Source organism: Salmonella enterica subsp. diarizonae, from assembly GCF_008692785.1.
Lineage (GTDB): Bacteria > Pseudomonadota > Gammaproteobacteria > Enterobacterales > Enterobacteriaceae > Salmonella > Salmonella diarizonae.
The window spans coordinates 318,399-342,249 of the sequence record NZ_VXJV01000001.1 but is presented as its reverse complement, the minus strand read 5'-3'; the positions used below and the strand labels follow the sequence as shown (position 1 = coordinate 342,249).

At 53.6% G+C, this 23,851-nt stretch carries 18 protein-coding genes; 12 read left to right on the top strand and 6 right to left on the bottom strand.

All coding sequences use genetic code 11. The annotated features are described in order from the left end of the window. Positions 1 to 408 precede the first annotated feature (408 nt). Complete coding sequence (fucA, locus tag F4V72_RS01670; RefSeq protein ID WP_136058032.1) at positions 409 to 1,056, top strand: L-fuculose-phosphate aldolase; 648 nt, start codon at positions 409 to 411, stop codon at positions 1,054 to 1,056. 16 nt (positions 1,057 to 1,072) lie between these two features. After that, complete coding sequence (gene fucO / locus F4V72_RS01665) at positions 1,073 to 2,221, top strand: lactaldehyde reductase (protein ID WP_136058033.1); 1,149 nt, start codon at positions 1,073 to 1,075, stop codon at positions 2,219 to 2,221. A 90-nt stretch (positions 2,222 to 2,311) separates the two neighbouring features. On the opposite strand, the gene xni is transcribed toward fucO, so the two are convergent. From xni to queF, 5 genes are all read right to left on the bottom strand, one after another. Next, positions 2,312 to 3,067, bottom strand: coding sequence for a flap endonuclease Xni (gene xni / locus F4V72_RS01660; RefSeq protein ID WP_170245735.1), 756 nt, complete (start codon positions 3,065 to 3,067; stop codon positions 2,312 to 2,314). A 138-nt stretch (positions 3,068 to 3,205) separates the two neighbouring features. Then, positions 3,206 to 4,573: an L-serine ammonia-lyase II gene (sdaB, locus tag F4V72_RS01655; RefSeq protein WP_023249270.1), complete on the bottom strand. Its 1,368-nt coding sequence runs from the start codon at positions 4,571 to 4,573 to the stop codon at positions 3,206 to 3,208. A 58-nt stretch (positions 4,574 to 4,631) separates the two neighbouring features. Further along, the gene (sdaC, locus tag F4V72_RS01650; RefSeq protein ID WP_023178908.1) at positions 4,632 to 5,921 is read right to left on the bottom strand and encodes an HAAAP family serine/threonine permease SdaC; all 1,290 of its coding nucleotides are present in this window, start codon (positions 5,919 to 5,921) and stop codon (positions 4,632 to 4,634) included. A 564-nt stretch (positions 5,922 to 6,485) separates the two neighbouring features. Then, on the bottom strand, positions 6,486 to 7,850 hold the full coding sequence (gene ppnN / locus F4V72_RS01645) for a nucleotide 5'-monophosphate nucleosidase PpnN (protein WP_023249271.1): 1,365 nt from the start codon (positions 7,848 to 7,850) through the stop codon (positions 6,486 to 6,488). A 113-nt stretch (positions 7,851 to 7,963) separates the two neighbouring features. Then, positions 7,964 to 8,812 carry an NADPH-dependent 7-cyano-7-deazaguanine reductase QueF gene (gene queF / locus F4V72_RS01640; protein WP_053509167.1) on the bottom strand — a complete coding sequence of 283 codons (849 nt, stop codon included), beginning with the start codon at positions 8,810 to 8,812 and terminating at the stop codon, positions 7,964 to 7,966. 68 nt (positions 8,813 to 8,880) lie between these two features. Between queF and syd the strand changes: the two genes are divergently transcribed. The 8 genes from syd (at position 8,881) to F4V72_RS01600 (ending at position 17,376) form a co-directional block, all read left to right on the top strand. Next, positions 8,881 to 9,426, top strand: a complete 546-nt coding sequence (syd, locus tag F4V72_RS01635; protein WP_023249273.1) for a SecY-interacting protein — start codon at positions 8,881 to 8,883, stop codon at positions 9,424 to 9,426. Positions 9,427 to 10,039: 613 nt separating this feature from the next. Then, positions 10,040 to 10,369 (top strand): YqcC family protein, encoded by a 330-nt coding sequence (locus F4V72_RS01630; RefSeq protein WP_079836584.1) that lies wholly within the window; start codon positions 10,040 to 10,042, stop codon positions 10,367 to 10,369. After that, complete coding sequence (truC, locus tag F4V72_RS01625) at positions 10,369 to 11,151, top strand: tRNA pseudouridine(65) synthase TruC (protein WP_079817026.1); 783 nt, start codon at positions 10,369 to 10,371, stop codon at positions 11,149 to 11,151. Before F4V72_RS01630 ends, truC begins: the two co-directional genes overlap by 1 nt. Before the next feature lie 18 nt (positions 11,152 to 11,169). After that, the gene (locus tag F4V72_RS01620) at positions 11,170 to 11,619 is read left to right on the top strand and encodes a flavodoxin (RefSeq protein WP_023249277.1); all 450 of its coding nucleotides are present in this window, start codon (positions 11,170 to 11,172) and stop codon (positions 11,617 to 11,619) included. A gap of 480 nt (positions 11,620 to 12,099) precedes the next feature. Continuing rightward, positions 12,100 to 13,458, top strand: coding sequence for a galactarate/glucarate/glycerate transporter GudP (gene gudP, locus F4V72_RS01615; protein ID WP_053509163.1), 1,359 nt, complete (start codon positions 12,100 to 12,102; stop codon positions 13,456 to 13,458). Beyond that, positions 13,455 to 14,795, top strand: coding sequence for an enolase C-terminal domain-like protein (locus F4V72_RS01610; protein ID WP_023249279.1), 1,341 nt, complete (start codon positions 13,455 to 13,457; stop codon positions 14,793 to 14,795). The genes gudP and F4V72_RS01610 overlap by 4 nt, the downstream gene beginning before the upstream one ends. Positions 14,796 to 14,815: 20 nt before the next feature. After that, positions 14,816 to 16,156: a glucarate dehydratase gene (gene gudD, locus F4V72_RS01605; protein WP_001275833.1), complete on the top strand. Its 1,341-nt coding sequence runs from the start codon at positions 14,816 to 14,818 to the stop codon at positions 16,154 to 16,156. A gap of 77 nt (positions 16,157 to 16,233) precedes the next feature. Next, positions 16,234 to 17,376 (top strand): glycerate kinase, encoded by a 1,143-nt coding sequence (locus F4V72_RS01600; RefSeq protein WP_053509161.1) that lies wholly within the window; start codon positions 16,234 to 16,236, stop codon positions 17,374 to 17,376. Between the two features lie 72 nt (positions 17,377 to 17,448). On the opposite strand, the gene barA is transcribed toward F4V72_RS01600, so the two are convergent. Then, complete coding sequence (barA, locus tag F4V72_RS01595) at positions 17,449 to 20,205, bottom strand: two-component sensor histidine kinase BarA (RefSeq protein ID WP_023249282.1); 2,757 nt, start codon at positions 20,203 to 20,205, stop codon at positions 17,449 to 17,451. Positions 20,206 to 20,262: 57 nt separating this feature from the next. Between barA and rlmD the strand changes: the two genes are divergently transcribed. After that, entirely contained in the window at positions 20,263 to 21,558 is a 1,296-nt protein-coding gene (rlmD, locus tag F4V72_RS01590; protein ID WP_053509156.1) for a 23S rRNA (uracil(1939)-C(5))-methyltransferase RlmD, read from the top strand. Between the two features lie 51 nt (positions 21,559 to 21,609). Next, positions 21,610 to 23,844 (top strand): GTP diphosphokinase, encoded by a 2,235-nt coding sequence (gene relA, locus F4V72_RS01585; protein ID WP_000226833.1) that lies wholly within the window; start codon positions 21,610 to 21,612, stop codon positions 23,842 to 23,844. Positions 23,845 to 23,851 lie beyond the last annotated feature (7 nt).

The window sequence follows — 23,851 nt, the reverse complement described above, 5'->3', positions numbered from 1 at the left end:
ATATGATGGTGGTCACATTTATACCTGAGAGCATAGCGTTCTGTGATTATCATCACTTTAATTTCCATAAAAAAATGACCGTTTGAGATGTTTAATTTAAAAAACCACAGGCTGAATGCCCGAATTAAATTATTGCTACGAAAACGGGCAGGTGTAAATTACTCTTCATATTTGCCCGTTTTAAAAAATATTATTAATAGCGGGCATTTATTGACGATTGAAACGGTAGTCGTCTGGTTTATCGTGGCGGATTAATTGATGTGTATCACAAAATATCGTCATTTAAATTCCCTTCTCTTTATTCAGTATGATGATAGTTGCTAACTATTCGATTATTTCAACTGGACAGCAGCGTGATGCAGAAGGCGGTTTTGTTGTCTCATTTTGAATCACAGAGAGAGGTAAATAATGGAACGAAATAGACTGGCGCGGCAGATTATTGATACCTGTCTGGAAATGACGCGGTTAGGGTTAAACCAGGGGACGGCGGGTAACGTGAGCGTACGTTATCAGGGCGGAGTGCTGATTACGCCGACGGGGCTCCCCTACGAGAAGCTGACAGAGTCGCACATTGTCTTTATTGATGCTGACGGTCAGCATGAGCAGGGCAAACTGCCTTCCAGCGAGTGGCGTTTTCATATGGCGGCATACCAGACTCGCCCTGACGCCAATGCTGTGGTACATAACCACGCTGTTCATTGTACGGCAGTCTCGATCCTGAATCGCCCGATTCCGGCGATTCACTACATGATTGCCGCCGCGGGTGGGAACTCTATTCCCTGCGCGCCCTACGCCACCTTTGGCACCCGCGAACTTTCTGACCATGTTGCCGTGGCGCTTAAAAATCGTAAAGCGACGCTGCTACAGCATCACGGGCTTATCGCTTGTGAAGAAAATTTAGACAAAGCGTTGTGGCTGGCGCATGAAGTGGAAGTGCTGGCGCAGCTCTATTTAAGTACGCTGGCAATTGTCGATCCGGTACCGGTACTGGATGACGAGGCGATCGCTATCGTGCTGGAGAAATTTAAAACTTACGGGTTACGTATTGAAGAGTGATGTCAGGAGACAGGCTATGGCGAATAGAATGATTCTGAATGAAACGGCATGGTTTGGCCGGGGAGCGGTGGACGCATTAACCGATGAGGTGACGCGTCGCGGTTATCATAAGGCACTGATTGTTACGGATAAAACGCTGGTAAAATGCGGTGTGGTCGATAAGGTGACAAGCAGAATGGATGCCGCAGGGCTGGCGTGGGAGATCTATGCAGGCGTGATCCCTAATCCTACGATTTCTGTTGTCCAGGAAGGGCTTAAGTTCTTTACCCAAAGCGGCGCGGACTATCTCATCGCCATTGGCGGCGGTTCTCCGCAGGATACCTGCAAAGCGATCGGTATTATCAGTAACAATCCAGAATTTGCCGATGTGCGCAGTCTGGAAGGGCTATCACCGACCCGTAAACCCAGCGTGCCGATTATGGCGATTCCGACAACGGCGGGAACCGCGGCGGAAGTCACTATCAATTATGTGATTACCGATGAAGAGAAACGGCGCAAATTCGTTTGTGTCGATCCGCATGATATTCCGCAGGCGGCATTTATCGATGCTGATATGATGGACGGTATGCCGCCCGCGCTGAAAGCGGCAACGGGCGTGGATGCCCTGACCCATGCTATTGAAGGCTATATTACCCGGGCCGCATGGGCGCTGACGGATGCATTGCATATCAAAGCTATTGAAATGATTGCTGGCGCGCTGCGCGGCGCTGTTGCCGGAGAAAAAGAGGCCGGTGAGGCGATGGCGCTGGGGCAATACGTTGCCGGGATGGGGTTTTCCAATGTGGGGCTGGGGCTGGTGCATGGGATGGCGCATCCGCTGGGCGCGTTTTACAACACGCCGCACGGCGTCGCGAATGCTATTTTGCTTCCGCATGTGATGCGTTTCAATGCCGGCTATACCAACGAGAAATTCCGTGATATTGCCCGGGCGATGGGGGTGAAGGTAGAAGGATTGAGCCTTGAAGAGGCGCGTAATGCCGCTGTGGAAGCCGTATTTACGCTAAATCGCGATGTGGGAATTCCGCTGCATTTGCGTGATGTCGGCGTTCGAAAAGAGGATATCCCGGCGCTGGCGCAGGCGGCGTTCGATGATGTCTGTACTGGCGGCAATCCGCGTGAAGCGAGTCTGGCGGACATTGTCGAACTGTACCATATCGCCTGGTAATTTTGCCGGATGGTGGCGTGACGCCTTATCCAGCCTACAGAATGGCACGAAATGTAAGCCGGATAAGCACAGCGCCATCCGGCAACATTGTTACCGCACCAGCCGTAGCTGCTGTAAGTTTCCGTCAATATGTAAATCGGTTTGCAGACGTGCAATATCGCGGCAGAGAAATGCCATTTCTTTATGCGTCTCAAGCTTTTTGCGCCACTTTTCCGGCATCTCATCCAGGTGGGCGTAAATTCCCTCCAGATTTTGAAACTGAATCAACAACTGGGTCGCGCTTTTGGGGCCGATACCGGCAACGCCGGGGACTTTCGAACTGCTGATTCCTGCCAGACCCCAGTAATCCGGCAACTGCCGGGGAAGTACGCCAAACTCTTTTTCAATAAACGGCGCGTCCAGCCAGCGTTTCTGGAAGTAGTCGCGAATGCGCAATCCCGGAGAGAGTAACTGGCAATAGCCTTTATCGGTTGACACAATGGTTGCCTGGTGTCCGGCTTCGGTAACTTTTAGCGCCAGCGTCGCCGCCAGATCGTCCGCTTCGTTACCGTCTGATGCCCAACAGCGCACGCCGCGCTGTTCAAACGCGGCGCGTAGGGCGGGCATTTCATTATGTAAATCGTCAGGCATCGGCGGACGTCCTGCTTTGTAGTCCGGCAAACGCTTATGACGCCAGCCGCTGCTGCGCGCGTCGTCATCAAAGACCGCTACGGCATGGGTTGGCTGGCTGTGGATAATCAATTGATCGAGCGCGTGTTGGCAGGTTTCCACACAGGGCGATCCCTGAACGGCGTGAATACGGCGAATCAAATTGAGCGCGTCGACGATAAGCAGATGAGCAGCCACGGAGTTCTCCCTTACAAACCTGCGCGTAGGGTAACACTGGCGGAGAGGCGAGGCTAATGTCAGGCATCAACATTTTGCCAGATGGCGACTGTAGTGTAGGCCCGGTAAGCGTCAGCGCCACCGGGCAATGAGAAACGACTAATCGCAGGTAACGATCTTCATCGCCAGGCCGCCGCGCGAAGTTTCGCGGTACTTAGCGTTCATGTCTTTACCGGTTTCGTACATGGTCTCAATCACTTTATCGAGGCATACGCGCGGTTCGCTGGTACGGCGCAGCGCCATACGCGCGGCGTTGACCGCTTTGACTGAGGCAATCGCGTTACGCTCAATGCAGGGAACCTGTACCTGACCGGCAACCGGATCGCAAGTTAACCCCAGATTATGCTCCATAGCGATTTCTGCGGCGATACACACCTGGGCCGGACTACCGCCCAGTAGCTCGGCCAGACCCGCTGCCGCCATGGAACAGGCTACGCCGACCTCTCCCTGACAACCCACTTCGGCGCCGGAAATAGAGGCGTTCATCTTATACAGCGAGCCAATCGCGCTGGCGACCAGCATATAGCGAGCAAGCGAGTTAGCATTTACTTCGCGGATAAACTTGTCATAGTACGCCAGCACCGCCGGAACAATACCACATGCGCCGTTAGTCGGCGCGGTGACCACTCGTCCGCCTGCGGCATTCTCTTCGTTCACCGCCAGCGCGAACATATTGATCCAGTCAACGACCGCCATCGGATCGGTGGTGGTCTTATCCTGACTGACCAGCATCCGACGCAGCGCCGCCGCGCGACGCGGAACGCGCAGTTTACCCGGCAATACGCCCTCGGTGGTGATACCGCGCTCAATACCGCTGCGCATTACCTCCCAGACCCTGGCGAAGTGCTGCTCCAGCGCTTCTTTACTGTGCAGGGCCAGTTCGTTTTGCATCATCAGACCAGAGAGCGACAGGCCCGTCTCCTGACAGTGACGCTGTAAATCTGCGGCGGTTTTGTAAGGGTACGGTACGTTGACGGGTTCGCTATTCGACAAACCAAAGTGTTCTTCATCGACGATAAAGCCCCCGCCAATGGAGTAGTAGGTTTGGCTGTAGAGAACCTTATCGCCCGCCAGCGCGGTAATACGCATCCCGTTCTCATGCAGAGACAGGTTGTCGGCGTGGAAATTCATGCATTTATCGACCGGAAATTCGACTTCATGCTGCCCATTGGCCAGTAGTAAACGCCCGTGGGTGTTCACATCCTGGATAAAGGACGGAATGGCGTCGATATCGACGGTGTCCGGCAGATTCCCCGCCAGGCCCATGATAATGGCGATATCGGTGTGGTGGCCTTTACCCGTCAATGACAGAGAGCCGTAGACATCCACCACTACGCGGGTGATATCCGTAAGAATATGGCGGGCAATCAGATCGTCCGTGAACTGCTTGCCAGCTTTCATTGGTCCGACGGTGTGAGAACTGGAAGGGCCAATGCCGATTTTAAAAATATCGAATACGCTAATCATAGGGCATCCATTGCGGTTGTATCATAGAGAAGCGCCGCGGTAAGCGGCGCAAAAGGACTTAGCTGAACAGCGAGTAGAAAATAGCGGAGATGGCAATCAGGCCCATAATCACAACGAATACGTTGCTGATATGACCGCTGTACTTACGCATTGCCGGTACTTTCTGGATGGCATACATCGGCATCAGGAACAGAATCATCGCGATGATCGGGCCGCCCAGGGTTTCAATCATGCCCAGGATGCTGGGGTTCAGCGTAGCCACAATCCAGGTGGTGACCAGCATAAACAGTGCGGTAATTTTGTTCAGTTTGTTGATTTCGATGGATTTACCTTTACCACGCAGCGATTTAATCACCATCCCGTTAAAGCCTTCACGCGCGCCCAGGTAGTGGCCGAGGAAGGATTTGGTGATAGCAATCATCGCAATGATCGGCGCCATCCAGGCGATGATCGGTGCGTTAAAGTGGTTCGCCAGGTAAGACAGAATAGAAATGTTCTGCTCTTTTGCCGCCGCCAGATCTGCCGGCGTCAGGCTCAGCACGCAGCTGAAGACGAAGAACATCACGGTCAGCACCATCATGATGTGGGCGAAGGCCAGAATTTTAGAACATTTCTTCTCAGCGCCTTCACCGTACTCTTCACGCTTCGCCACCGCGAAGGAGGAGATGATCGGGGAGTGGTTGAAAGAGAAGACCATCACTGGAATCGCCAGCCACAGCGTCATCCACAGACCGTTGCCGGTAGACGCGGCAGAATCAAAGGACAGCGTTTCAAGCGCCGCGCCGCTCCACTGCGGGATCAGGTACAAGGCCAGCAGCATCAGCGCGGCAACGAACGGGAATACCAGGATACTCATCGCCTTAACGATCATCTGCTCGCCGAAGCGCACGATGGTCATCATGCCGACAATCAGGATCAGGGAAAGAATCGCACGCGGCGGCGGATTAATCGCTAACTGATGGGTCAGGAAGCTTTCCACGGTATTAGTAATAGCCACGCTGTAAACCAGCAGGATAGGGTAAATCGCGAAGAAGTAGAGCAGGGTAATCAGTTTACCTGCGCCGATACCGAAGTGTTCCTCAACGACTTCAGTGATGTCTTCGCCCGGATTTTTACCGGACAGCACGAAGCGGGTTAAACCACGGTGTGCGAAAAAGGTCATCGGGAAAGCGAGAATCGCCATGATGATGAGCGGAATCATGCCGCCGACGCCTGCGTTGATTGGCAGGAACAGAACGCCCGCGCCGATAGCCGTGCCGTAAAGGCCCAGCATCCACATGGTATCTGTTTTGCGCCATGCGCTTCGAGAGTCAATCGAAGCAATAGTGCTGGTCTGAGTGGTTTCCATCTATTTCTCCTGGAGGATGCTAAAAATCAGGTTGCTGGTCTAATCCAATGAAAAAAGACCTGATCGTAAAATGAAATCTGCTTAGGGACGCTTTTTATATAATTTTTCGCCGTAATAATTTTCGGGCGGAAAGATACATTTAAGTGATGAATGTATCAGTGATCGCGATCTCAAATGCAATAATCCGCTTTTTATGTGGATAAATTTGGACCATTAATCTATTAAAAAAACGTCATAACGAATTTCCGGGCGCGAAGGCTACCATTAACGATATAAGGCCGGAAAGATTGGGGCGCAAGATACGGAGGTTCCGCTATAAAAATCAATGTTTTTAGTGGATTCTGGTGGCGAATAATCGTTTAGACCGATAAATCACGGTAAGAGGAGTGAGGAAAACGTTTGCCTGGCAATCTATTTATGCCGAATCATAAATGGTGTTTATAAAATAATGCGGGCTATGCCTCTGATGACAATCATAAAAAATGAAGGCATACGTCGGTCGCCATACCGCAATGAAAGGAATGGGAGAAACGCCCGGCTGTTGTCAGCAACCGGGCATAAGCATTAAGCGCAGATCTCGTAACAGGGGATGTAGGCGGAACCCGGCAATTTCATACGATGCTGCGCGACGAATCCCTGAAGCAGATCGTCCATGCGACGCATCATCTCTCGATCGCCGTGGATTTTATACGGACCATTAGCTTCAATGGCGCGTATCCCCACCTCCTTCACGTTCCCCGCGACAATGCCGGAGAAGGCGCGCCGCAGATCGGCCGCCAGAATCTCAACCGGCTGATCCGGGTACAGTTTCAGGTTGGCCATATTGTCATGTGACGGCTCAAACGGCACCTGAAGATCCGGTGAAATACGAATCGACCAGTTAAAGCTATAGGCGTCGCCGGTATCGCGGCGATTTTCTTTCACCAGCGGCATCGCTTTCTTCATCAGCCGCGCCACCTCCGCCGCATCGTCAATGATGATGCGGTAATGACGGCGGGCCGCTTCGCCCAGCGTATGGGTAATAAACTCATCCAGAACGCGGAAGTAATCGGCGCTCTCTTTTGGTCCAGTCAGGATCAGCGGCAGCACCTGATTTTTATTGGCCGGATTCATCAAAATACCCAGCAAATAGAGCAGTTCTTCCGCCGTACCTACGCCGCCCGGGAAGATGATGATACCGTGTGCGATACGGACGAACGCTTCCAGGCGTTTTTCGATATCCGGCATGATAATCAGTTCGTTCACCAGCGGGTTAGGCGGTTCAGCCGCAATAATGGAAGGTTCAGTCATGCCGATAAAGCGGCTGTCTTTATAACGCTGTTGCGCGTGACCGACCGCCGCGCCCTTCATGGGGGCTTCCATCGCGCCCGGGCCGCAGCCGGTACAGATGTTCAGCTCGCGTAATCCCAACTGCGTGCCGACGCGACGGGCATACAGGTACTCGTTTTCGTTAATTGAGTGGCCGCCCCAGCATACCACCATGTTTGGCGCTTCGCCGACGTGCAGCGCCCGGGCGTTGCGCAGAATGGAGAACACCAGATTGGTGATATGTGCTGAGCTTTCAAGATCCAGATGCTGGAAACGCCCGGCATTATGGATCTGCCCATTCACAAAGAGAATGTCGCGCAGCACCGCGAACAGGTTAGCCTGTAGCGCACGAATAATCCGTCCGTCAACAAAGGCGTCTTCAGGCGGATTAATCAATTCCAGCTTCACGCCGCGCTCGCGGCGCAGTACGTTGATATCGAAACTTTCAAAGCGGGACAGCAGCTCTTTGCTGTTGTCAGTCAGGCTGCCGGAGTTAAGAACGGCAAGTGAACAGTTACGAAACAGTTGATACAGGTCGCTACTGGCCGTGCGTTTCAGCATGTCCACTTCCAGTTGCGACAGCATATCCATTGAGCCAAGCGGGCTAATATGTGTAATCAAGTAAACTCCTTATGGGACGCAACACGCCATTCCCCGTTGATTACAATAGCCCTGGCTGATGATCTTTCACAACCTTACATGCGCAATCCGGCACGCAAAATTGACAAAAAAGATTACTGACGCGCCAGCCTGCCCGTGGCGGGCACAAAATCGGTATTGCTGCGCCATGGATTAATGTCCAGCCCGCCGCGGCGGGTATAGCGCGCATAAACGCTTAGCGTTTCCGGCTGGCAGAAGTGCAGAATGTCATTGAAAATGCGCTCTACGCACTGCTCGTGAAATTCATTATGGTGACGGAATGAGACCAGATAGCGCAGCAGTTTTTCCCTGTCGATTTTGCGTCCGCGGTACTGAATTTGTATCGAGCCCCAGTCCGGTTGGTGGGTGATCAGGCAGTTGGATTTTAACAGATGACTGACCAGCGTCTCTTCCACTCTCTTCTCGCCGCTGACCGCATGTTGCAGATAGTCGGTAGTAAGCTGGTAGTTGTCGATACTGATATCCTGATCGTCAATACAGGCGCCGTGGAAATGGGCGACAGGCTGTCCTTCCAGCTCATTAAGACGATGAAGCCTCACGCTAACGTCGCCCTGCGCGCAGGCACGCAGATCGCGTTCCAGCGTCTGGCGCACCGTCTCCCAGGTGTCAAAGCGCGTCTGGTTAAAGCTGTTCAGATACAGTTTAAAGCTTTTGGATTCAATTAAATTAACGCTGGTGTAATCCAGTTCGACATGCCCGACTGCGACCTGAGGAAGACCATGGCTGTTAAGCCAGGAAAGTTCATATAACGTCCAGATATCCGCGCCGTGGAACGGCAGATTATCGGCTTTTAATCCGAGCGGGTCGCGATTTAAACTGCGCGGCACGCCCTGCAGCAGGCTGGCGTCGTAATTGTCCCGATAATCCGTTGATTTTCCGAGAGTCAGGCCATCGAGAGCCTGATGATTTTCATAAGAAGACATGTTTCACCGTCATAAACCAGATACACTATACGCCAAGTGTATCCTGGCTTTTATGAAGAGAGAAACTGGTGGACGAACTGACAGCGCAGGCGTTGAAAGCCTTTACGACGCGTTACTGCGACGCGTGGCAAGAAAAACACGATAGCTGGCCGTTGAGCGAAGAACTGTATGGCGTACCTTCCCCGTGCATTATTTCTTCAACCCGCGATGCCGTTTACTGGCAGCCGCAACCTTTTGAAGGCGAAGAAAATGTAAACGCGGTTGAACGCGCCTTTGATATTGTGGTACAACCTGCGCTCCACGCGTTTTACACCACGCAGTTTGCTGGCGACATGCCCGCGCAGTTTGCGGATGAAAAGCTCACGCTACTGCAAACCTGGAGTCAGGATGACTTTCGGCGCGTGCAGGAAAATCTGATAGGCCATCTGGTCACGCAAAAGCGGCTCAAGCTTTCTCCCACGCTTTTTATTGCGACGCAGGAAAATGAGCTTGAGGTTATCTCGGTCTGTAATCTGTCCGGCGAGGTGATTAAAGAAACGCTGGGCACCCGCAATCGTACCGTCCTTGCCGCAACGCTTGCGGAATTTCTTACGCAACTTAATCCTCTTCTGTAATCGTTTGCCCTAACAAGTGTGAGAGATCTCTTACAAGGTCTGTAGGAGATCGCCAGAATATCAGCGAATACATGGCCTCCTCTTTCTTATGTAAGTCTATATAAATCAATATATTAAAATGTTATTGAGCGCTTTCATATGAAAATTTACTTAAGGTATTGTCTGTAAGCGTCTTGTAAGACAAGGTGAAACAGGCGATTCTATCTTCGTCGACAGGGAGTCGTACACCGAAGTGAACGTCAGGATGATGACGCTTCAGCAGGACACGCCAGGATGGTGTTACAAGGAAAGGCTTCAGGATGAAGCAAAGTGGAAAGCGCAGGATGCGTTAAAGGACACCTCCAGGACGGAGAACGAGAGCCGATGAGGATGTTCGGCGGGTATGGATGACCAGGGACGCTTCAGGATGAAGCTATCACATCGGGGCGATGTGCGCAGGATGCAAACGCTCAGGATGAGCAGGCCGTAAGGTCACAGGAAAAGTTGTCACGGATGAGCAGGGAGCACGAAAAGTAGCTGGAATGCTGCGAAACGAACCGGGAGCACTGTTTACACAGTGCTCCCTTTTTTTTGTTATTCTTCGCGCCAGATTTTCATCATTGAGGTTTTTAACATGACGACTCATGACCGTGTGCGTCAGCAGTTACATGCGCTTGAAACGCTGCTGCGCGAGCATCGCCACTGGCGGCAGGATGCGCCGCAGGCGCACCTGTTTACCAGCACGCAGCCATTTTATATGGATACCATGGCACCGCTGGAATGGTTGCAATGGGTATTGATCCCGCGTATGCATACCCTACTTGATAATGCGCAGCCGCTGCCCGAGGCGTTTGCCATCGCCCCTTATTACGAAATGGCGCTGGCGGCGGATCATCCGCAGCGGGAGGCGATCCTGGCGGTTTTGCAGGATCTGGATGCGCTATTCACCCGCGATAAATCCTGATGCTGGAGATCCTCTATCAAGACTCGTGGCTGGTTGCCGTGAATAAACCTGCAGGCTGGCTTGTTCACCGGAGCTGGCTGGATCGCGACGAAAAAGTCGTGGTTATGCAAACGGTACGCGACCAAATTGGCCAGCATGTTTTTACCGCTCATCGTCTCGACAGACCCACGTCGGGCGTACTGTTGATGGGGCTGTCCAGCGAAGCGGGACGCCGCCTGGCGCAGCAGTTCGAACAGCACCACATCCGTAAACGCTACCATGCCATTGTGCGCGGCTGGCTGATGGATGACGCGGTACTGGATTATCCGCTGGTGGAAGAGCGCGATAAAATTGCCGATAAATTCGCCCGCGAGGATAAAGCGCCCCAGCCGGCTGTAACGCAGTATCGCGGACTGGCGACGGTCGAAATGGCGGTGCCGACCGGACGTTATCCCACCACGCGTTATGGTCTGGTTGAACTGGAGCCGAAAACGGGACGCAAACACCAGCTCCGTCGTCATCTGGCGCATCTGCGCCATCCTATCATCGGCGACAGTAAACACGGTGATTTGCGACAAAACCGCAGCGCGGCGGAACATTTTGCCTGTCGTCGCCTGATGCTTCATGCCAGCCGACTTGAACTGACGCATCCCTTCACCGGGCAGCCGTTGATGATTCAGGCCGGGTTGGATGAAACCTGGATGCAGGCGCTGACACAGTTTGGCTGGCGGGGACTTCTCCCTGACAATGAAAGGGTTGAGTTTACGGCGGCGTCCCGGCAGGATGAGTCTCATCAGGCATAATTCAGGGAGATACGCATAATGGCGGAAATTGGTATTTTTGTCGGGACCATGTATGGCAACTCACTGTTGGTGGCGGAAGAAGCGGAAGCGATCCTCGCCAGACAGGGCCACAGCGCGACCGTGTTTGAAGATCCTGAACTGTCCGACTGGCAGCAATATCAGGACAAGGTTGCGCTGGTGGTCACCTCGACGACCGGGCAGGGCGATCTACCGGACAGCATTGCGCCGCTCTTTCACGGCATTAAAGATACGTTAGGTTTTCAACCAAACCTGCGTTACGGGGTGATTGCGTTAGGTGATAGCAGCTACCCCAATTTCTGTAATGGCGGCAAACAGTTTGATGCCCTGCTGCAGGAGCAAAGCGCGCGACGGGTGGGGGAGATGTTATTAATTGACGCCAGCGAACATCCGGAGCCGGAGAGCCAATCCAATCCCTGGGTTGAACACTGGGGAACCTTACTTTCCTGAGGTAAATCCCTCCCCCTACGGGAGGGTACCTTTTTGTTTGCTTGCGTTGCCAGTAAGCAAAATAACGACCTGTACACAGTGTAAAGAAACTGAATCGTGTTAGCTTTGTGCATATACCCGCAAAAGCGGCAGTTTTTTACGGGCGTTTTCATGTAATCAAGCGACCTGTTTCACATTCTTCTCTTTTTATCCCTCCTGCGTCGGCGCCTGACGCCTTCTGATTTCATTTCCGTGAAGTGGCTTCCACTGTCCTGGGCTTTTGCCATAAACAGGCGTAATTCATCGCCAAAATACTGTGTTGTTGCACGGTGAGTGTGCGTGGCGCGCTTTTTATACTTCTCCTGCCAGTGAATAAAAGCATGCAGCGTGCAAAGCAAACGACCTAATAAAGGCTGCAACAAGGAAACGTTATCTCTGATTCCCTACCGGTTGTGCAATTCAGAGTGAGCGTAGCTAACGCGAAATTTCAGGAGTGCAACAATGAGTTCATTAAGCCACGCGGCGAGCGGTGCGGAGAAACGCACGAACGCCCGCTACTGGATAGTGGTGATGCTGTTTATCGTCACATCCTTCAACTACGGCGACCGCGCCACATTGTCCATTGCCGGCTCAGAAATGGCTAAAGATATCGGTCTTGACCCGGTAGGCATGGGCTACGTTTTCTCTGCGTTTTCATGGGCCTATGTTATCGGGCAGATCCCGGGCGGCTGGCTGCTGGACCGCTTTGGTTCCAAACGCGTCTATTTCTGGTCTATTTTCATCTGGTCAGTCTTCACCCTGTTGCAGGGTTTTGTCGATATCTTTAGCGGTTTCGGCATTGTTGTCGCCCTCTTTACGCTTCGTTTCATGGTCGGTCTGGCGGAATCGCCTTCTTTCCCGGGCAACAGTCGCATCGTTGCAGCCTGGTTCCCGGCGCAGGAGAGGGGAACGGCGGTGGCCATCTTTAACTCCGCGCAATACTTCGCCACGGTTATTTTCGCGCCAATTATGGGTTGGCTGACGCACGAAGTGGGCTGGTCGCATGTCTTCTTCTTTATGGGCGGGTTAGGAATCATCATTAGCTTTATCTGGATGAAAGTTATCCATGAACCGAATAACCATCCGGGCGTAAACAAGAAAGAGCTGGAGTACATCGCAGAAGGTGGCGCGCTGATCAACATGGATCAGAAAGATACGAAAGCGAAAGTACCGTTTAGCGTCAAATGGGGCCAGATCAAACAGTTGCTGGGCTCTCGTATGATGATTGGCGTCTACATCGGTCAGTACTGTATTAACGCCCTGACTTACTTCTTTATTACCTGGTTCCCGGTCTATTTGGTCCAGGCGCGCGGCATGTCGATTCTCAAAGCGGGCTTTGTCGCCTCGGTTCCTGCGGTCTGCGGCTTTGTCGGCGGCGTGCTGGGCGGCATTATTTCCGACTGGCTGATGCGTCGTACTGGCTCCCTGAATATCGCGCGCAAGACGCCGATTGTACTGGGGATGTTGCTGTCAATGGTTATGGTGTTCTGTAACTATGTGAACGTGGAATGGATGATCATCGGCTTTATGGCGCTGGCTTTCTTCGGTAAAGGTATCGGTGCGTTGGGCTGGGCCGTGATGGCGGATACCGCGCCGAAAGAGATCAGCGGTCTTTCCGGCGGCTTGTTTAATATGTTCGGCAATATTTCCGGTATTGTGACGCCAATCGCGATTGGTTACATCGTTGGCACCACCGGTTCCTTCAACGGCGCTTTGATCTATGTCGGCGTTCATGCCCTGGTAGCCATCATCAGCTATCTGGTGCTGGTCGGCGATATTAAGCGTATTGAACTGAAATCTGTCGCAGGACAATTATCATGACAACGCAATCCAGTCCCGTTATTACGGACATGAAGGTCATTCCGGTTGCCGGACATGACAGTATGCTACTCAACATCGGCGGCGCGCATAATGCATACTTCACCCGTAACATCGTCGTCCTCACCGATAACGTCGGGCATACCGGCGTCGGCGAGGCGCCGGGCGGGGAAGTGATTTACCAAACGCTGGTAGACGCCATTCCCATGGTGCTTGGGCAGGAAGTGGCCCGTCTGAATAGCGTGGTGCAGCGGGTACACAAAGGCAATCAGGCCGTTGATTTTGACACCTTTGGTAAAGGCGCATGGACGTTTGAACTGCGGGTTAACGCGGTGGCGGCTTTGGAAGCGGCGCTGCTTGATCTACTGGGGCAGGCGCTTAATGTGCCGGTCTGTGAACTGTTAGGGCCTGGTAAACAGCGCGATGCCGTCACCGTGTTGGGCTATCTCTTCTATATTGGCGATCGCACTAAAACCGATCTGCCGTATCTGGAAAGCACGCCGGGCAGTCATGAATGGTATCGCCTGCGCCATCAGGAAGCGCTGAACAGCGACGCGGTTGTGCGGCTGGCGGAAGCGTCTCAGGATCGCTACGGCTTTAAAGATTTTAAACTCAAGGGCGGCGTGCTGCCGGGCGAACAAGAGATTGATACTGTCCGCGCGCTAAAAAAACGCTTCCCGGACGCGCGTATTACCGTTGATCCGAACGGCGCCTGGCTACTGGATGAAGCCATTGCGTTGTGCAAAGGGCTGAATGATGTACTGGCCTACGCGGAAGATCCGTGCGGCGCGGAGCAGGGATTCTCTGGTCGTGAAGTAATGGCGGAGTTTCGCCGCGCTACAGGACTGCCGGTGGCGACCAATATGATAGCCACCAACTGGCGTGAAATGGGACACGCGGTGATGCTCAACGCGGTAGACATTCCTCTTGCCGACCCGCATTTCTGGACGCTTTCCGGCGCGGTTCGCGTAGCGCAGTTGTGCGATGACTGGGGGCTGACCTGGGGATGCCACTCAAACAACCATTTTGATATTTCTCTGGCGATGTTTACCCACGTTGGCGCGGCGGCGCCAGGTAAACCCACCGCTATCGATACGCACTGGATCTGGCAGGAGGGCGATTGCCGCCTGACCAAAAATCCGCTGGAAATTAAAAACGGCACTATTGCGGTTCCGGACGCGCCAGGGCTGGGCGTGGAGCTTGACTGGGAACAGGTGCGAAAAGCGCATGACGCGTATAAAAAGCTGCCAGGCGGCGCGCGTAATGACGCCGGCCCAATGCAGTACCTGATCCCTGGCTGGACTTTTGATCGCAAACGCCCTGTTTTTGGTCGTCACTAATTCTGAATAAGGACTTGATTATGAGCGCACAATTTACGACGCCTGTGGTTACTTCAATGCAGGTTATCCCGGTCGCAGGCCATGACAGTATGCTGATGAACCTGAGCGGCGCGCACGCTCCCTTCTTTACGCGAAATATTGTCATTATTAAAGATAACTCCGGGCACACCGGGGTCGGCGAGATCCCGGGCGGCGAAAAAATTCGCAAAACGCTGGAAGATGCGATCCCACTGGTGGTGGGAAAAACGCTGGGTGAATATAAAAATGTCCTGACCGCCGTTCGTAACCAGTTTGCCGATCGCGATGCGGGCGGACGCGGTTTACAAACATTCGATCTCCGTACCACTATCCATGTGGTGACTGGCATTGAAGCGGCAATGCTTGACCTTCTGGGCCAACACCTTGGCGTCAACGTCGCTTCGCTGTTAGGCGACGGTCAGCAGCGCAGCGAAGTCGAAATGCTGGGTTATCTGTTCTTTGTCGGCAATCGCAAGGCCACGCCGCTACCGTATCAGAGCCAGCCGGATGAGCAATGCGACTGGTATCGCCTGCGTCATGAAGAAGCGATGACGCCGGAAACGGTAGTGCGTCTGGCAGAAGCCGCCTATGAAAAATATGGCTTCAACGACTTTAAACTGAAAGGCGGCGTGCTGGCGGGCGAAGAAGAGGCCGAGTCAATCGTGGCGCTGGCGAAACGCTTCCCGAACGCGCGCGTGACGCTTGATCCGAATGGCGCGTGGTCTCTCAATGAAGCGATCAACATCGGTCGTTATCTGAAAGGATCGCTGGCCTATGCGGAAGATCCTTGCGGCGCGGAACAGGGCTTCTCCGGACGCGAAGTGATGGCGGAGTTCCGTCGCGCCACCGGCCTGCCGACGGCGACCAATATGATTGCTACCGACTGGCGTCAGATGGGGCATACGCTATCGCTACAATCTGTAGATATCCCGCTGGCGGACCCGCACTTCTGGACTATGCAAGGCTCTGTACGCGTGGCGCAAATGTGTCATGAGTTCGGCCTGACCTGGGGCTCCCACTCTAATAACCACTTTGATATTTCGTTGGCGATGTTTACCCACGTTGCGGCGGCGGCGCCGGGCAAGATCACCGCGATCGATACCCACTGGATCTGGCAGGAAGGTAATCAGCGTCTGACTAAAGAGCCGTTTGAAATTAAAGGCGGTATGGTGCAAGTACCGACCAAACCGGGGCTGGGCGTTGAGCTCGATATGGATCAGGTGATGAAGGCGCATGAGCTCTATCAAAAGCATGGCTTAGGCGCGCGTGACGACGCGATGGGAATGCAGTACTTAATTCCAGGCTGGACGTTTGATAATAAGCGCCCTTGTATGGTGCGTTAAGTCAGAGTCGGTTTCGTAAGGGGCCGGTACTTCTCTGGGTGTATGCTTAACAGGAGCAACATGCATAAGGGCGACTTATGAAAATAGTGATCGCACCAGACTCGTATAAAGAAAGTTTGAGTGCTCTTGAGGTAGCGACCGCCATTGAACAAGGATTTCGCGAGATCTGGCCTGACGCGGATTACCTGAAACTACCGCTGGCGGATGGCGGGGAAGGTACTGTCGAAGCGATGGTCGAAGCGACGGCGGGGCGAATCGTGCATGTTGATGTCACCGGGCCGTTGGGGCATCGCGTCAATGCGTTTTATGGGCTTTCCGGCGATGCGCGTTCCGCGTTCATTGAAATGGCGGCCGCCAGCGGGCTGGAGCAGGTACCTCCCGCGCAGCGCGATCCGCTGAAAACCACGTCATGGGGAACCGGCGAGCTGATCCGTCATGCGCTGGATGCGGGCGTTGAGCATATCATTATCGGTATCGGCGGTAGCGCCACCAACGACGGTGGCGCGGGGATGGTGCAGGCGCTGGGGGCCAGGCTACGGGATGCGCAGGGCAATGATATTGCGCAAGGCGGCATTGGGCTGGAAACACTCGCCAACATTGATATCAGCGGTCTGGATAAGCGTTTGTCGGCGTGTCGTATAGACGTCGCCTGCGATGTGACGAACCCCCTGACCGGCAAAGAGGGCGCTTCTGCGGTTTTTGGTCCGCAAAAAGGGGCGACGCCGGAGATGATTGAACGTCTGGATACGGCATTGATTCGCTATGCGCATTTGATTGCCCGCGATCTGCATGTTGATGTGTTGGATCTGGCAGGCGGCGGAGCGGCTGGCGGCATGGGAGCGGCGTTATACGCGTTTTGCGGCGCGCAGCTACGGCGTGGCATTGAGATTGTCACCGATGCACTTCATCTGGAAGAATGCCTTGCGGATGCTGATTTAGTCATCACCGGCGAGGGACGCATCGACAGCCAGACCATTCACGGTAAAGTACCCATTGGCGTGGCAAACATCGCCAAACGGCATAACAAACCGGTAATTGGTATTGCGGGTAGCCTGACGGCGGATGTTGGCGTGGTTCATGAACATGGACTTGATGCCGTTTTCAGCGTGATTTATACCATCTGCACGCTGGAGGACGCTCTGGAGAATGCCGCCGAAAATGTGCGTATGACTGCGCGAAACGTGGCCGCTACGCTGAAGATAGGGCCGCTTTTACGCTAAAGCCAAAGTGGATTCGTAGGCCGGATAAGGCGAAGCCGCCATCCGGCACATTACCGCCTGATAGCGCTACGCTTATCCCAATATCTTCTTCGCTTCACGCGCGACATTATCCATCTCATCCAGCAGCTCCAGAAACTCAGGCTCCAGCTCCTCTTCGTGGACGCCGCTGCGAAGCTGTTGCTCAATAAGCTGGCAAAGGTTCTTCATCCGCGGTACGCCGCTATAGCCGCAGCTCCCGTGTAGCTTATGGACCAGATCGACCAGACCGTTGGGATTTTCTCCCACCAGTTGTTCTTCAATTTTGTTGCGCACTTCCGGCAGGAAATCAATCAGCATTTGCAGCATATCCCGCGCCAGATCGGGCTTACCGGCAGCCTGGCGGAGCGCAAGCTGCCAGTCGAGCGTCGCATTCGGATTGAAGATAAATTCAGCCGGTTCCGGCGCCATCAGACGCGCCGCTACGTTGGCGCCGGGTTTATAGCGCAGCAACAGATTATGTAACTTCTCTTCTTCTATCGGTTTAGCCAGATAGTCGTTCATGCCCGCGCTGAGTAACTTCTCTTTTTGCCCCGCCATCGCATGTGCCGTAACGGCAATAACCGGTGTTTGCTGCTGATGAGGAAGCTGGTGAATCAACTCACAGGCGCGTATGCCGTCCATATCCGGCATCTGAATATCCATCAAAATCAGATCAAACTGCATTTGTTTCGCCCGATCTACCGCCTGATGCCCGCTATCACAAAGCTCTACGTGTTGGACTTTATCTTCCAGTAACGCGCCGATAAGCTTCAGATTGGCAGGATTATCATCAACTGCCATGACCGTCATGGCGATTTTACTGGCATCCATCAGTAGCGGTTCAGCATGGTGATTCAACTGGCAATATTCCGTCAGCGCTGGCAACAGGCGCGTTGACGTCAACGGTTTTAACAGACAGGCCGCCGCGCCTCCTTGTTTCAGCTTTTCTGCGTTAATTTGCGCATGGCAAGGCAGCGCCAGCAGCAGGAAGTCCGTCATAGACGCCGCTTTCGCCAGCCGTTCATGCTGCATGGTGAGCGGCTCGCGGAAGGTCACCGGAACGCTCAAAATCATAATATCGTAGTGCGTTAACGGCAGCGCGGAGAAGGTTGGACTGTAAACCACTTCCACTGGCGTGTCGCTCAGCAGATCCAGGGTACATTGCGCGGCGGTAGCATTCGGTTCGACATAAGCCAGTCGTTTTCCGGCCAGACACGCGGTCGACGGCCCGTCAATAATGACATTTGGGTTAAGATCAAGATTAATGTGAAACCAAAAGGTCGAACCGCGATTAGGCTGGCTGTGGAAAGAGATATCCCCGCCCATTTCGTTGACCAGCTTTTGCGTAATCACCAGCCCAAGCCCGGTGCCGCCGTGACGACGAGAAATACTGGCATCGGCCTGACGAAACGCCTGAAACAGTCGCGACTGGTCGCGTTCCGGAATGCCGATCCCCGTATCACGGATCTGCACTTCAATCTGTACTTTGGTGTTACTGAGCGCCCGCTTTTCTACCAGAATATCGATATTGCCACTCTCGGTGAACTTAATAGCATTACCCACCAGGTTAGTAATGACCTGTTGCAGGCGCAGCGGGTCGCCAATCACATTATCCGGGACGTCGTTTTTAATATTTAACGTCAACTCCAGCCCTTTATCATGCGACGAGTGGGCCAGCAGCGTAACCACTTCATCCAGCGTATTACGCAGTGGAAAAGGGATACTTTCCAGAATGAGCTTACCGGCTTCCAGCTTGGAGAAGTCGAGCACGTCATTAATGATCGCCAGCAGATTATTCGCGGAACGCTCAATGGTGTTCAGATGGTCGCGCTGGGTGGGATTCAGCTCCGTTTTTAATGTCAGGCGGGTAAAGCCAATGACGCCGTTCAGCGGCGTTCGCAGTTCGTGCGACATGTTCGCCAGGAACTCCGACTTAATACGCGCCGCCTCCTGGGCGCGCTTTTTCGCCAGATCCAGCTCAACGTTTTGGATTTCCATCTGCTCAAGGGTTTCACGCAGGTCCGAGGTGGCCTGATCGATATTATGCTGCATCTCTTCGTGATAGGCGGCAAGCGACATCGCCATGGAATTAATGCCGTTTTTCAGCATATCCAGTTCGCCCAGCATAAACCCTTCCACACGGCTATCCAGTTGTCCGCGCCGAATACGGTCAACGGTATTCACCATATTACGGATAGGCCCGGTGACATCGCGCATAAGCCGCCAGCCAAAGATCAGCGCAATACCAATACAAAAAAGCATCATCACGCTGGAGATAAAAATCTCTTTGTATTGCTGTAGCCTTACCGACTTGAGATCCAGTTCAAGCGCCACATACCCCAGCATATTTTTGGTATTTTTCGCGTCGGCAATAATGGACTCGTCCGGCGAATAGCTCTCCGAGATAATCGGTGTGCGCAGGATCATGATATCGCCGTGGCGATCGACGCTCAGACGACGTGGAAACGGCGCTCCGGCGGGAAGCTGCATCTGTGAGGGGTCCAGATGGAAATTAGATGTTACAAACAGACGGTTATGATCGTCATAAACGGAAATCGCCCGCACAATATCAGAATGTCTGCGGTGCAGAACGCTGATAAGTTGGCCGATAGACTCCCGGTTTTGTAAGTTCATACCATATTCGCTGGAGACGGCGAGCGGTTCAATAATACTGGCGCCGGCATCTTCCAGTTGACGCTGCAGGTCGTTATAGCGGTGCACCACAAAAAAGATACTGAGCAGCAAACCTATCAGGACGGTCGGGGCCAGGATCAGAATCATCATGCGTGCGCGCAGGCTGTAGTTGGTCATGGAGTTCCGTTATGGGACAATTAGGGTCACACTGTTAAATTGAGAAAAAGCTGGTCGATGGCGCAATTCTACTCTGCAAAACGGCGCGTGACGACGCGTCAGATCATAACCGTTAAAGTCAATGACCTCGATCCATTTGGTCAGGGCGTAGCCCGTCATAACGGAAAGGCGCTGTTTATCCCCGGTTTATTGCCTGAGGAAAGCGCAGAAGTCATTATCACAGAAGATAAAAAGCAATTTGCCCGCGCACGCGTTTCGCGCCGTTTGAATGATAGCCCGGAGCGAGAGGCGCCGCGCTGTCCGCATTTTGGCGTCTGCGGCGGTTGTCAGCAACAACATGTCGGCATCGCCTTGCAACAACGCAGCAAAAGCGCGGCGCTGGCGCGTTTGATGAAACACGAGGTGAATGACATCATTGCCGGCGCGCCCTGGGGCTATCGGCGTCGTGCGCGGTTAAGTCTGAATTGCCCGCCGGATAAACCGCTGCAAATGGGATTTCGCAAAGCGGGTTCCAGCGATATCGTCAATGTCGAACAGTGCCCTGTTTTGGTGCCCCAGCTTGAAGCATTGCTGCCCCGAATCAGAGCGTGTCTGGCGAGTTTACACGGCACCCGACACCTTGGGCATGTCGAGCTGGTACAGGCGGGAAGCGGTACGCTGATGATTCTGCGCCATACCGCGCCATTGAGTGCGGCGGATAAAGAAAAACTGGAACGCTTTTCGCATTCTGAGGGATTGTCTCTGTTTCTGGCGCCGTTTAGCGAGATACTGGAAACGGTCTCCGGCGAAGCGCCCTGGTATGACTCGCACGGCTTACGTTTAGCCTTCAGTCCGCGAGACTTTATTCAGGTTAATGAAGCGGTAAACCAGCAAATGGTCGCCCGCGCGCTGGAGTGGCTTGATGTGCGCGCCGAGGATCGTGTCCTGGATCTGTTCTGCGGAATGGGGAATTTTACGCTGCCGCTGGCAACGCGCGCAGCAAGCGTGGTAGGGGTTGAGGGCGTTCCGGCGCTGGTAGAAAAAGGCCGTGAAAACGCCATCCGCAATGGGTTACATAATGTGACATTCTTCCATGAGAACCTGGAGGAAGATGTCACGAAGCAGCCGTGGGCGAAAAACGGCTTTGACAAAGTCTTACTCGATCCTGCGCGTGCGGGGGCTACAGGAGTGATGCGACATATTATAAAATTAAAACCTATTCGCATTGTTTATGTATCCTGTAATCCGGCGACGCTGGCGCGCGATAGTGAAGCGCTAGTCAATGCGGGATATGAGGTTACGCGTTTAGCGATGCTCGACATGTTCCCGCACACAGGACATCTGGAATCAATGGTTCTGTTCGAGCACATGTAATGATTACCGGCTTACCGACTTCGGTAGGCCTGGTCCCTTAAGGAGAGGACGATGGTCGCGGTAAGAAGTGCACATATTAATAAAGCTGGTGAATTTGATCCGAAGAAGTGGATCGCAAGCCTGGGAATTTCCAGCCAGCAGTCGTGTGAGCGCTTAGCCGAAACCTGGGCGTATTGCCTGCAACAGACACAAGGACATCCGGATGCGGATCTGTTGCTGTGGCGTGGCGTGGAGATGGTAGAAATTCTTTCCACGCTGAGTATGGATATCGACACGCTGCGGGCGGCGCTACTGTTCCCTCTGGCCGACGCCAACGTGGTCAGCGAAGATGTGCTGCGCGAAAGCGTCGGCAAATCTATCGTTACCCTGATTCATGGCGTGCGCGATATGGCGGCGATCCGCCAGTTAAACGCTACTCATAACGACTCTGTTTCTTCGGAGCAGGTCGATAACGTCCGTCGAATGCTGTTGGCGATGGTGGATGATTTCCGCTGCGTGGTGATCAAACTGGCCGAGCGAATCGCTCATTTGCGCGAAGTGAAAGATGCGCCGGAAGATGAGCGCGTGCTGGCGGCTAAAGAATGTACCAACATCTATGCGCCGCTCGCTAATCGTTTGGGGATTGGGCAACTGAAGTGGGAGCTGGAAGACTACTGTTTCCGCTACCTGCATCCGGCAGAATACAAACGCATCGCTAAACTGTTGCATGAACGGCGGATCGATCGTGAGCATTACATTGAAGAGTTTGTCGGGCATCTGCGCGCCGAAATGAAAAACGAAGGCGTTATGGCGGAAGTCTACGGACGACCAAAACATATTTACAGTATCTGGCGCAAAATGCAGAAAAAGCATCTGGCGTTTGATGAACTCTTTGACGTCCGCGCTGTGCGTATCGTCGCCGAGCGCCTCCAGGACTGCTATGCCGCACTGGGGATAGTGCATACTCACTATCGTCACCTGCCGGATGAATTCGATGACTATGTCGCCAACCCGAAGCCGAACGGCTACCAGTCTATCCATACCGTGGTACTGGGGCCGGGCGGTAAAACCGTTGAGATCCAGATCCGTACCAAACAGATGCATGAAGACGCCGAACTGGGCGTGGCGGCGCACTGGAAGTATAAAGAAGGCGCCGCGTCCGGCGGCGTGCGTTCCGGCCATGAAGACAGAATTGCGTGGCTGCGTAAGCTGATCGCCTGGCAGGAAGAGATGGCGGATTCCGGCGAAATGCTGGATGAAGTGCGCAGCCAGGTGTTTGACGATCGAGTCTACGTCTTTACGCCAAAAGGCGATGTGGTGGATTTGCCTGCCGGATCTACGCCGCTCGATTTTGCTTACCACATCCACAGCGATGTCGGGCACCGCTGCATCGGCGCTAAAATCGGCGGCCGTATTGTTCCATTCACCTATCAGTTGCAGATGGGCGATCAGGTTGAAATTATCACTCAGAAGCAGCCGAATCCCAGCCGCGACTGGCTGAATCCAAACCTGGGCTATGTGACGACCAGCCGCGGGCGTTCGAAAATTCACGCCTGGTTCCGCAAGCAGGATCGTGACAAAAATATTCTGGCTGGACGGCAGATCCTCGACGATGAGCTGGCGCATTTGGGGATTAGCCTGAAAGAGGCCGAAAAGCATCTGCTGCCGCGCTACAACTTTAATGAGCTGGAAGAGTTGCTGGCGGCGATAGGCGGCGGCGATATCCGTCTTAATCAGATGGTGAATTTCCTGCAATCGCAGTTCAATAAGCCGAGCGCGGAAGAGCAGGATGCTGCGGCGCTGAAGCAGCTTCAGCAAAAAACGTACGCGCCGCAAAATCGTCGTAAAGACGACGGACGTGTGGTGGTGGAAGGCGTGGGTAATTTGATGCACCACATCGCCCGCTGCTGCCAGCCGATTCCGGGGGATGAAATTGTCGGATTTATCACTCAGGGGCGGGGAATTTCCGTGCACCGGGCCGATTGTGAACAACTGGCGGAGCTGCGCTCTCATGCGCCGGAGCGGATCGTAGAGGCGGTATGGGGCGAGAGCTACTCGGCAGGATATTCGCTGGTGGTGCGCGTAACGGCCAACGATCGCAGCGGCTTACTGCGCGATATCACCACCATTCTGGCCAATGAAAAAGTCAACGTGCTGGGCGTCGCCAGCCGCAGCGACATTAAACAGCAGATCGCCACCATCGATATGACGATCGAGATCTACAACCTGCAAGTGCTGGGCCGCGTGCTCGGCAAGCTCAACCAGGTGCCGGATGTCATTGACGCCCGTCGTTTGCACGGGAATTAATAACGTG

Excerpts from the sequence above, each read along its gene's own strand:
- F4V72_RS01620 (WP_023249277.1), top strand. The coding sequence starts at position 11,170 with ATGGCGGAAATTGGTATTTTTGTCGGGACCATGTATGGCAACTCACTG.
- F4V72_RS01600 (WP_053509161.1), top strand. The coding sequence starts at position 16,234 with ATGAAAATAGTGATCGCACCAGACTCGTATAAAGAAAGTTTGAGTGCT.
- rlmD (WP_053509156.1), top strand. The coding sequence starts at position 20,263 with ATGGCGCAATTCTACTCTGCAAAACGGCGCGTGACGACGCGTCAGATC.
- relA (WP_000226833.1), top strand. The coding sequence starts at position 21,610 with ATGGTCGCGGTAAGAAGTGCACATATTAATAAAGCTGGTGAATTTGAT.
- F4V72_RS01610 (WP_023249279.1), top strand. The coding sequence starts at position 13,455 with ATGACAACGCAATCCAGTCCCGTTATTACGGACATGAAGGTCATTCCG.
- barA (WP_023249282.1), bottom strand. The coding sequence starts at position 20,205 with ATGACCAACTACAGCCTGCGCGCACGCATGATGATTCTGATCCTGGCC.
- gudD (WP_001275833.1), top strand. The coding sequence starts at position 14,816 with ATGAGCGCACAATTTACGACGCCTGTGGTTACTTCAATGCAGGTTATC.
- truC (WP_079817026.1), top strand. The coding sequence starts at position 10,369 with ATGCTGGAGATCCTCTATCAAGACTCGTGGCTGGTTGCCGTGAATAAA.
- fucO (WP_136058033.1), top strand. The coding sequence starts at position 1,073 with ATGGCGAATAGAATGATTCTGAATGAAACGGCATGGTTTGGCCGGGGA.
- sdaC (WP_023178908.1), bottom strand. The coding sequence starts at position 5,921 with ATGGAAACCACTCAGACCAGCACTATTGCTTCGATTGACTCTCGAAGC.
- sdaB (WP_023249270.1), bottom strand. The coding sequence starts at position 4,573 with ATGATTAGCGTATTCGATATTTTTAAAATCGGCATTGGCCCTTCCAGT.
- F4V72_RS01630 (WP_079836584.1), top strand. The coding sequence starts at position 10,040 with ATGACGACTCATGACCGTGTGCGTCAGCAGTTACATGCGCTTGAAACG.
- queF (WP_053509167.1), bottom strand. The coding sequence starts at position 8,812 with ATGTCTTCTTATGAAAATCATCAGGCTCTCGATGGCCTGACTCTCGGA.
- fucA (WP_136058032.1), top strand. The coding sequence starts at position 409 with ATGGAACGAAATAGACTGGCGCGGCAGATTATTGATACCTGTCTGGAA.
- gudP (WP_053509163.1), top strand. The coding sequence starts at position 12,100 with ATGAGTTCATTAAGCCACGCGGCGAGCGGTGCGGAGAAACGCACGAAC.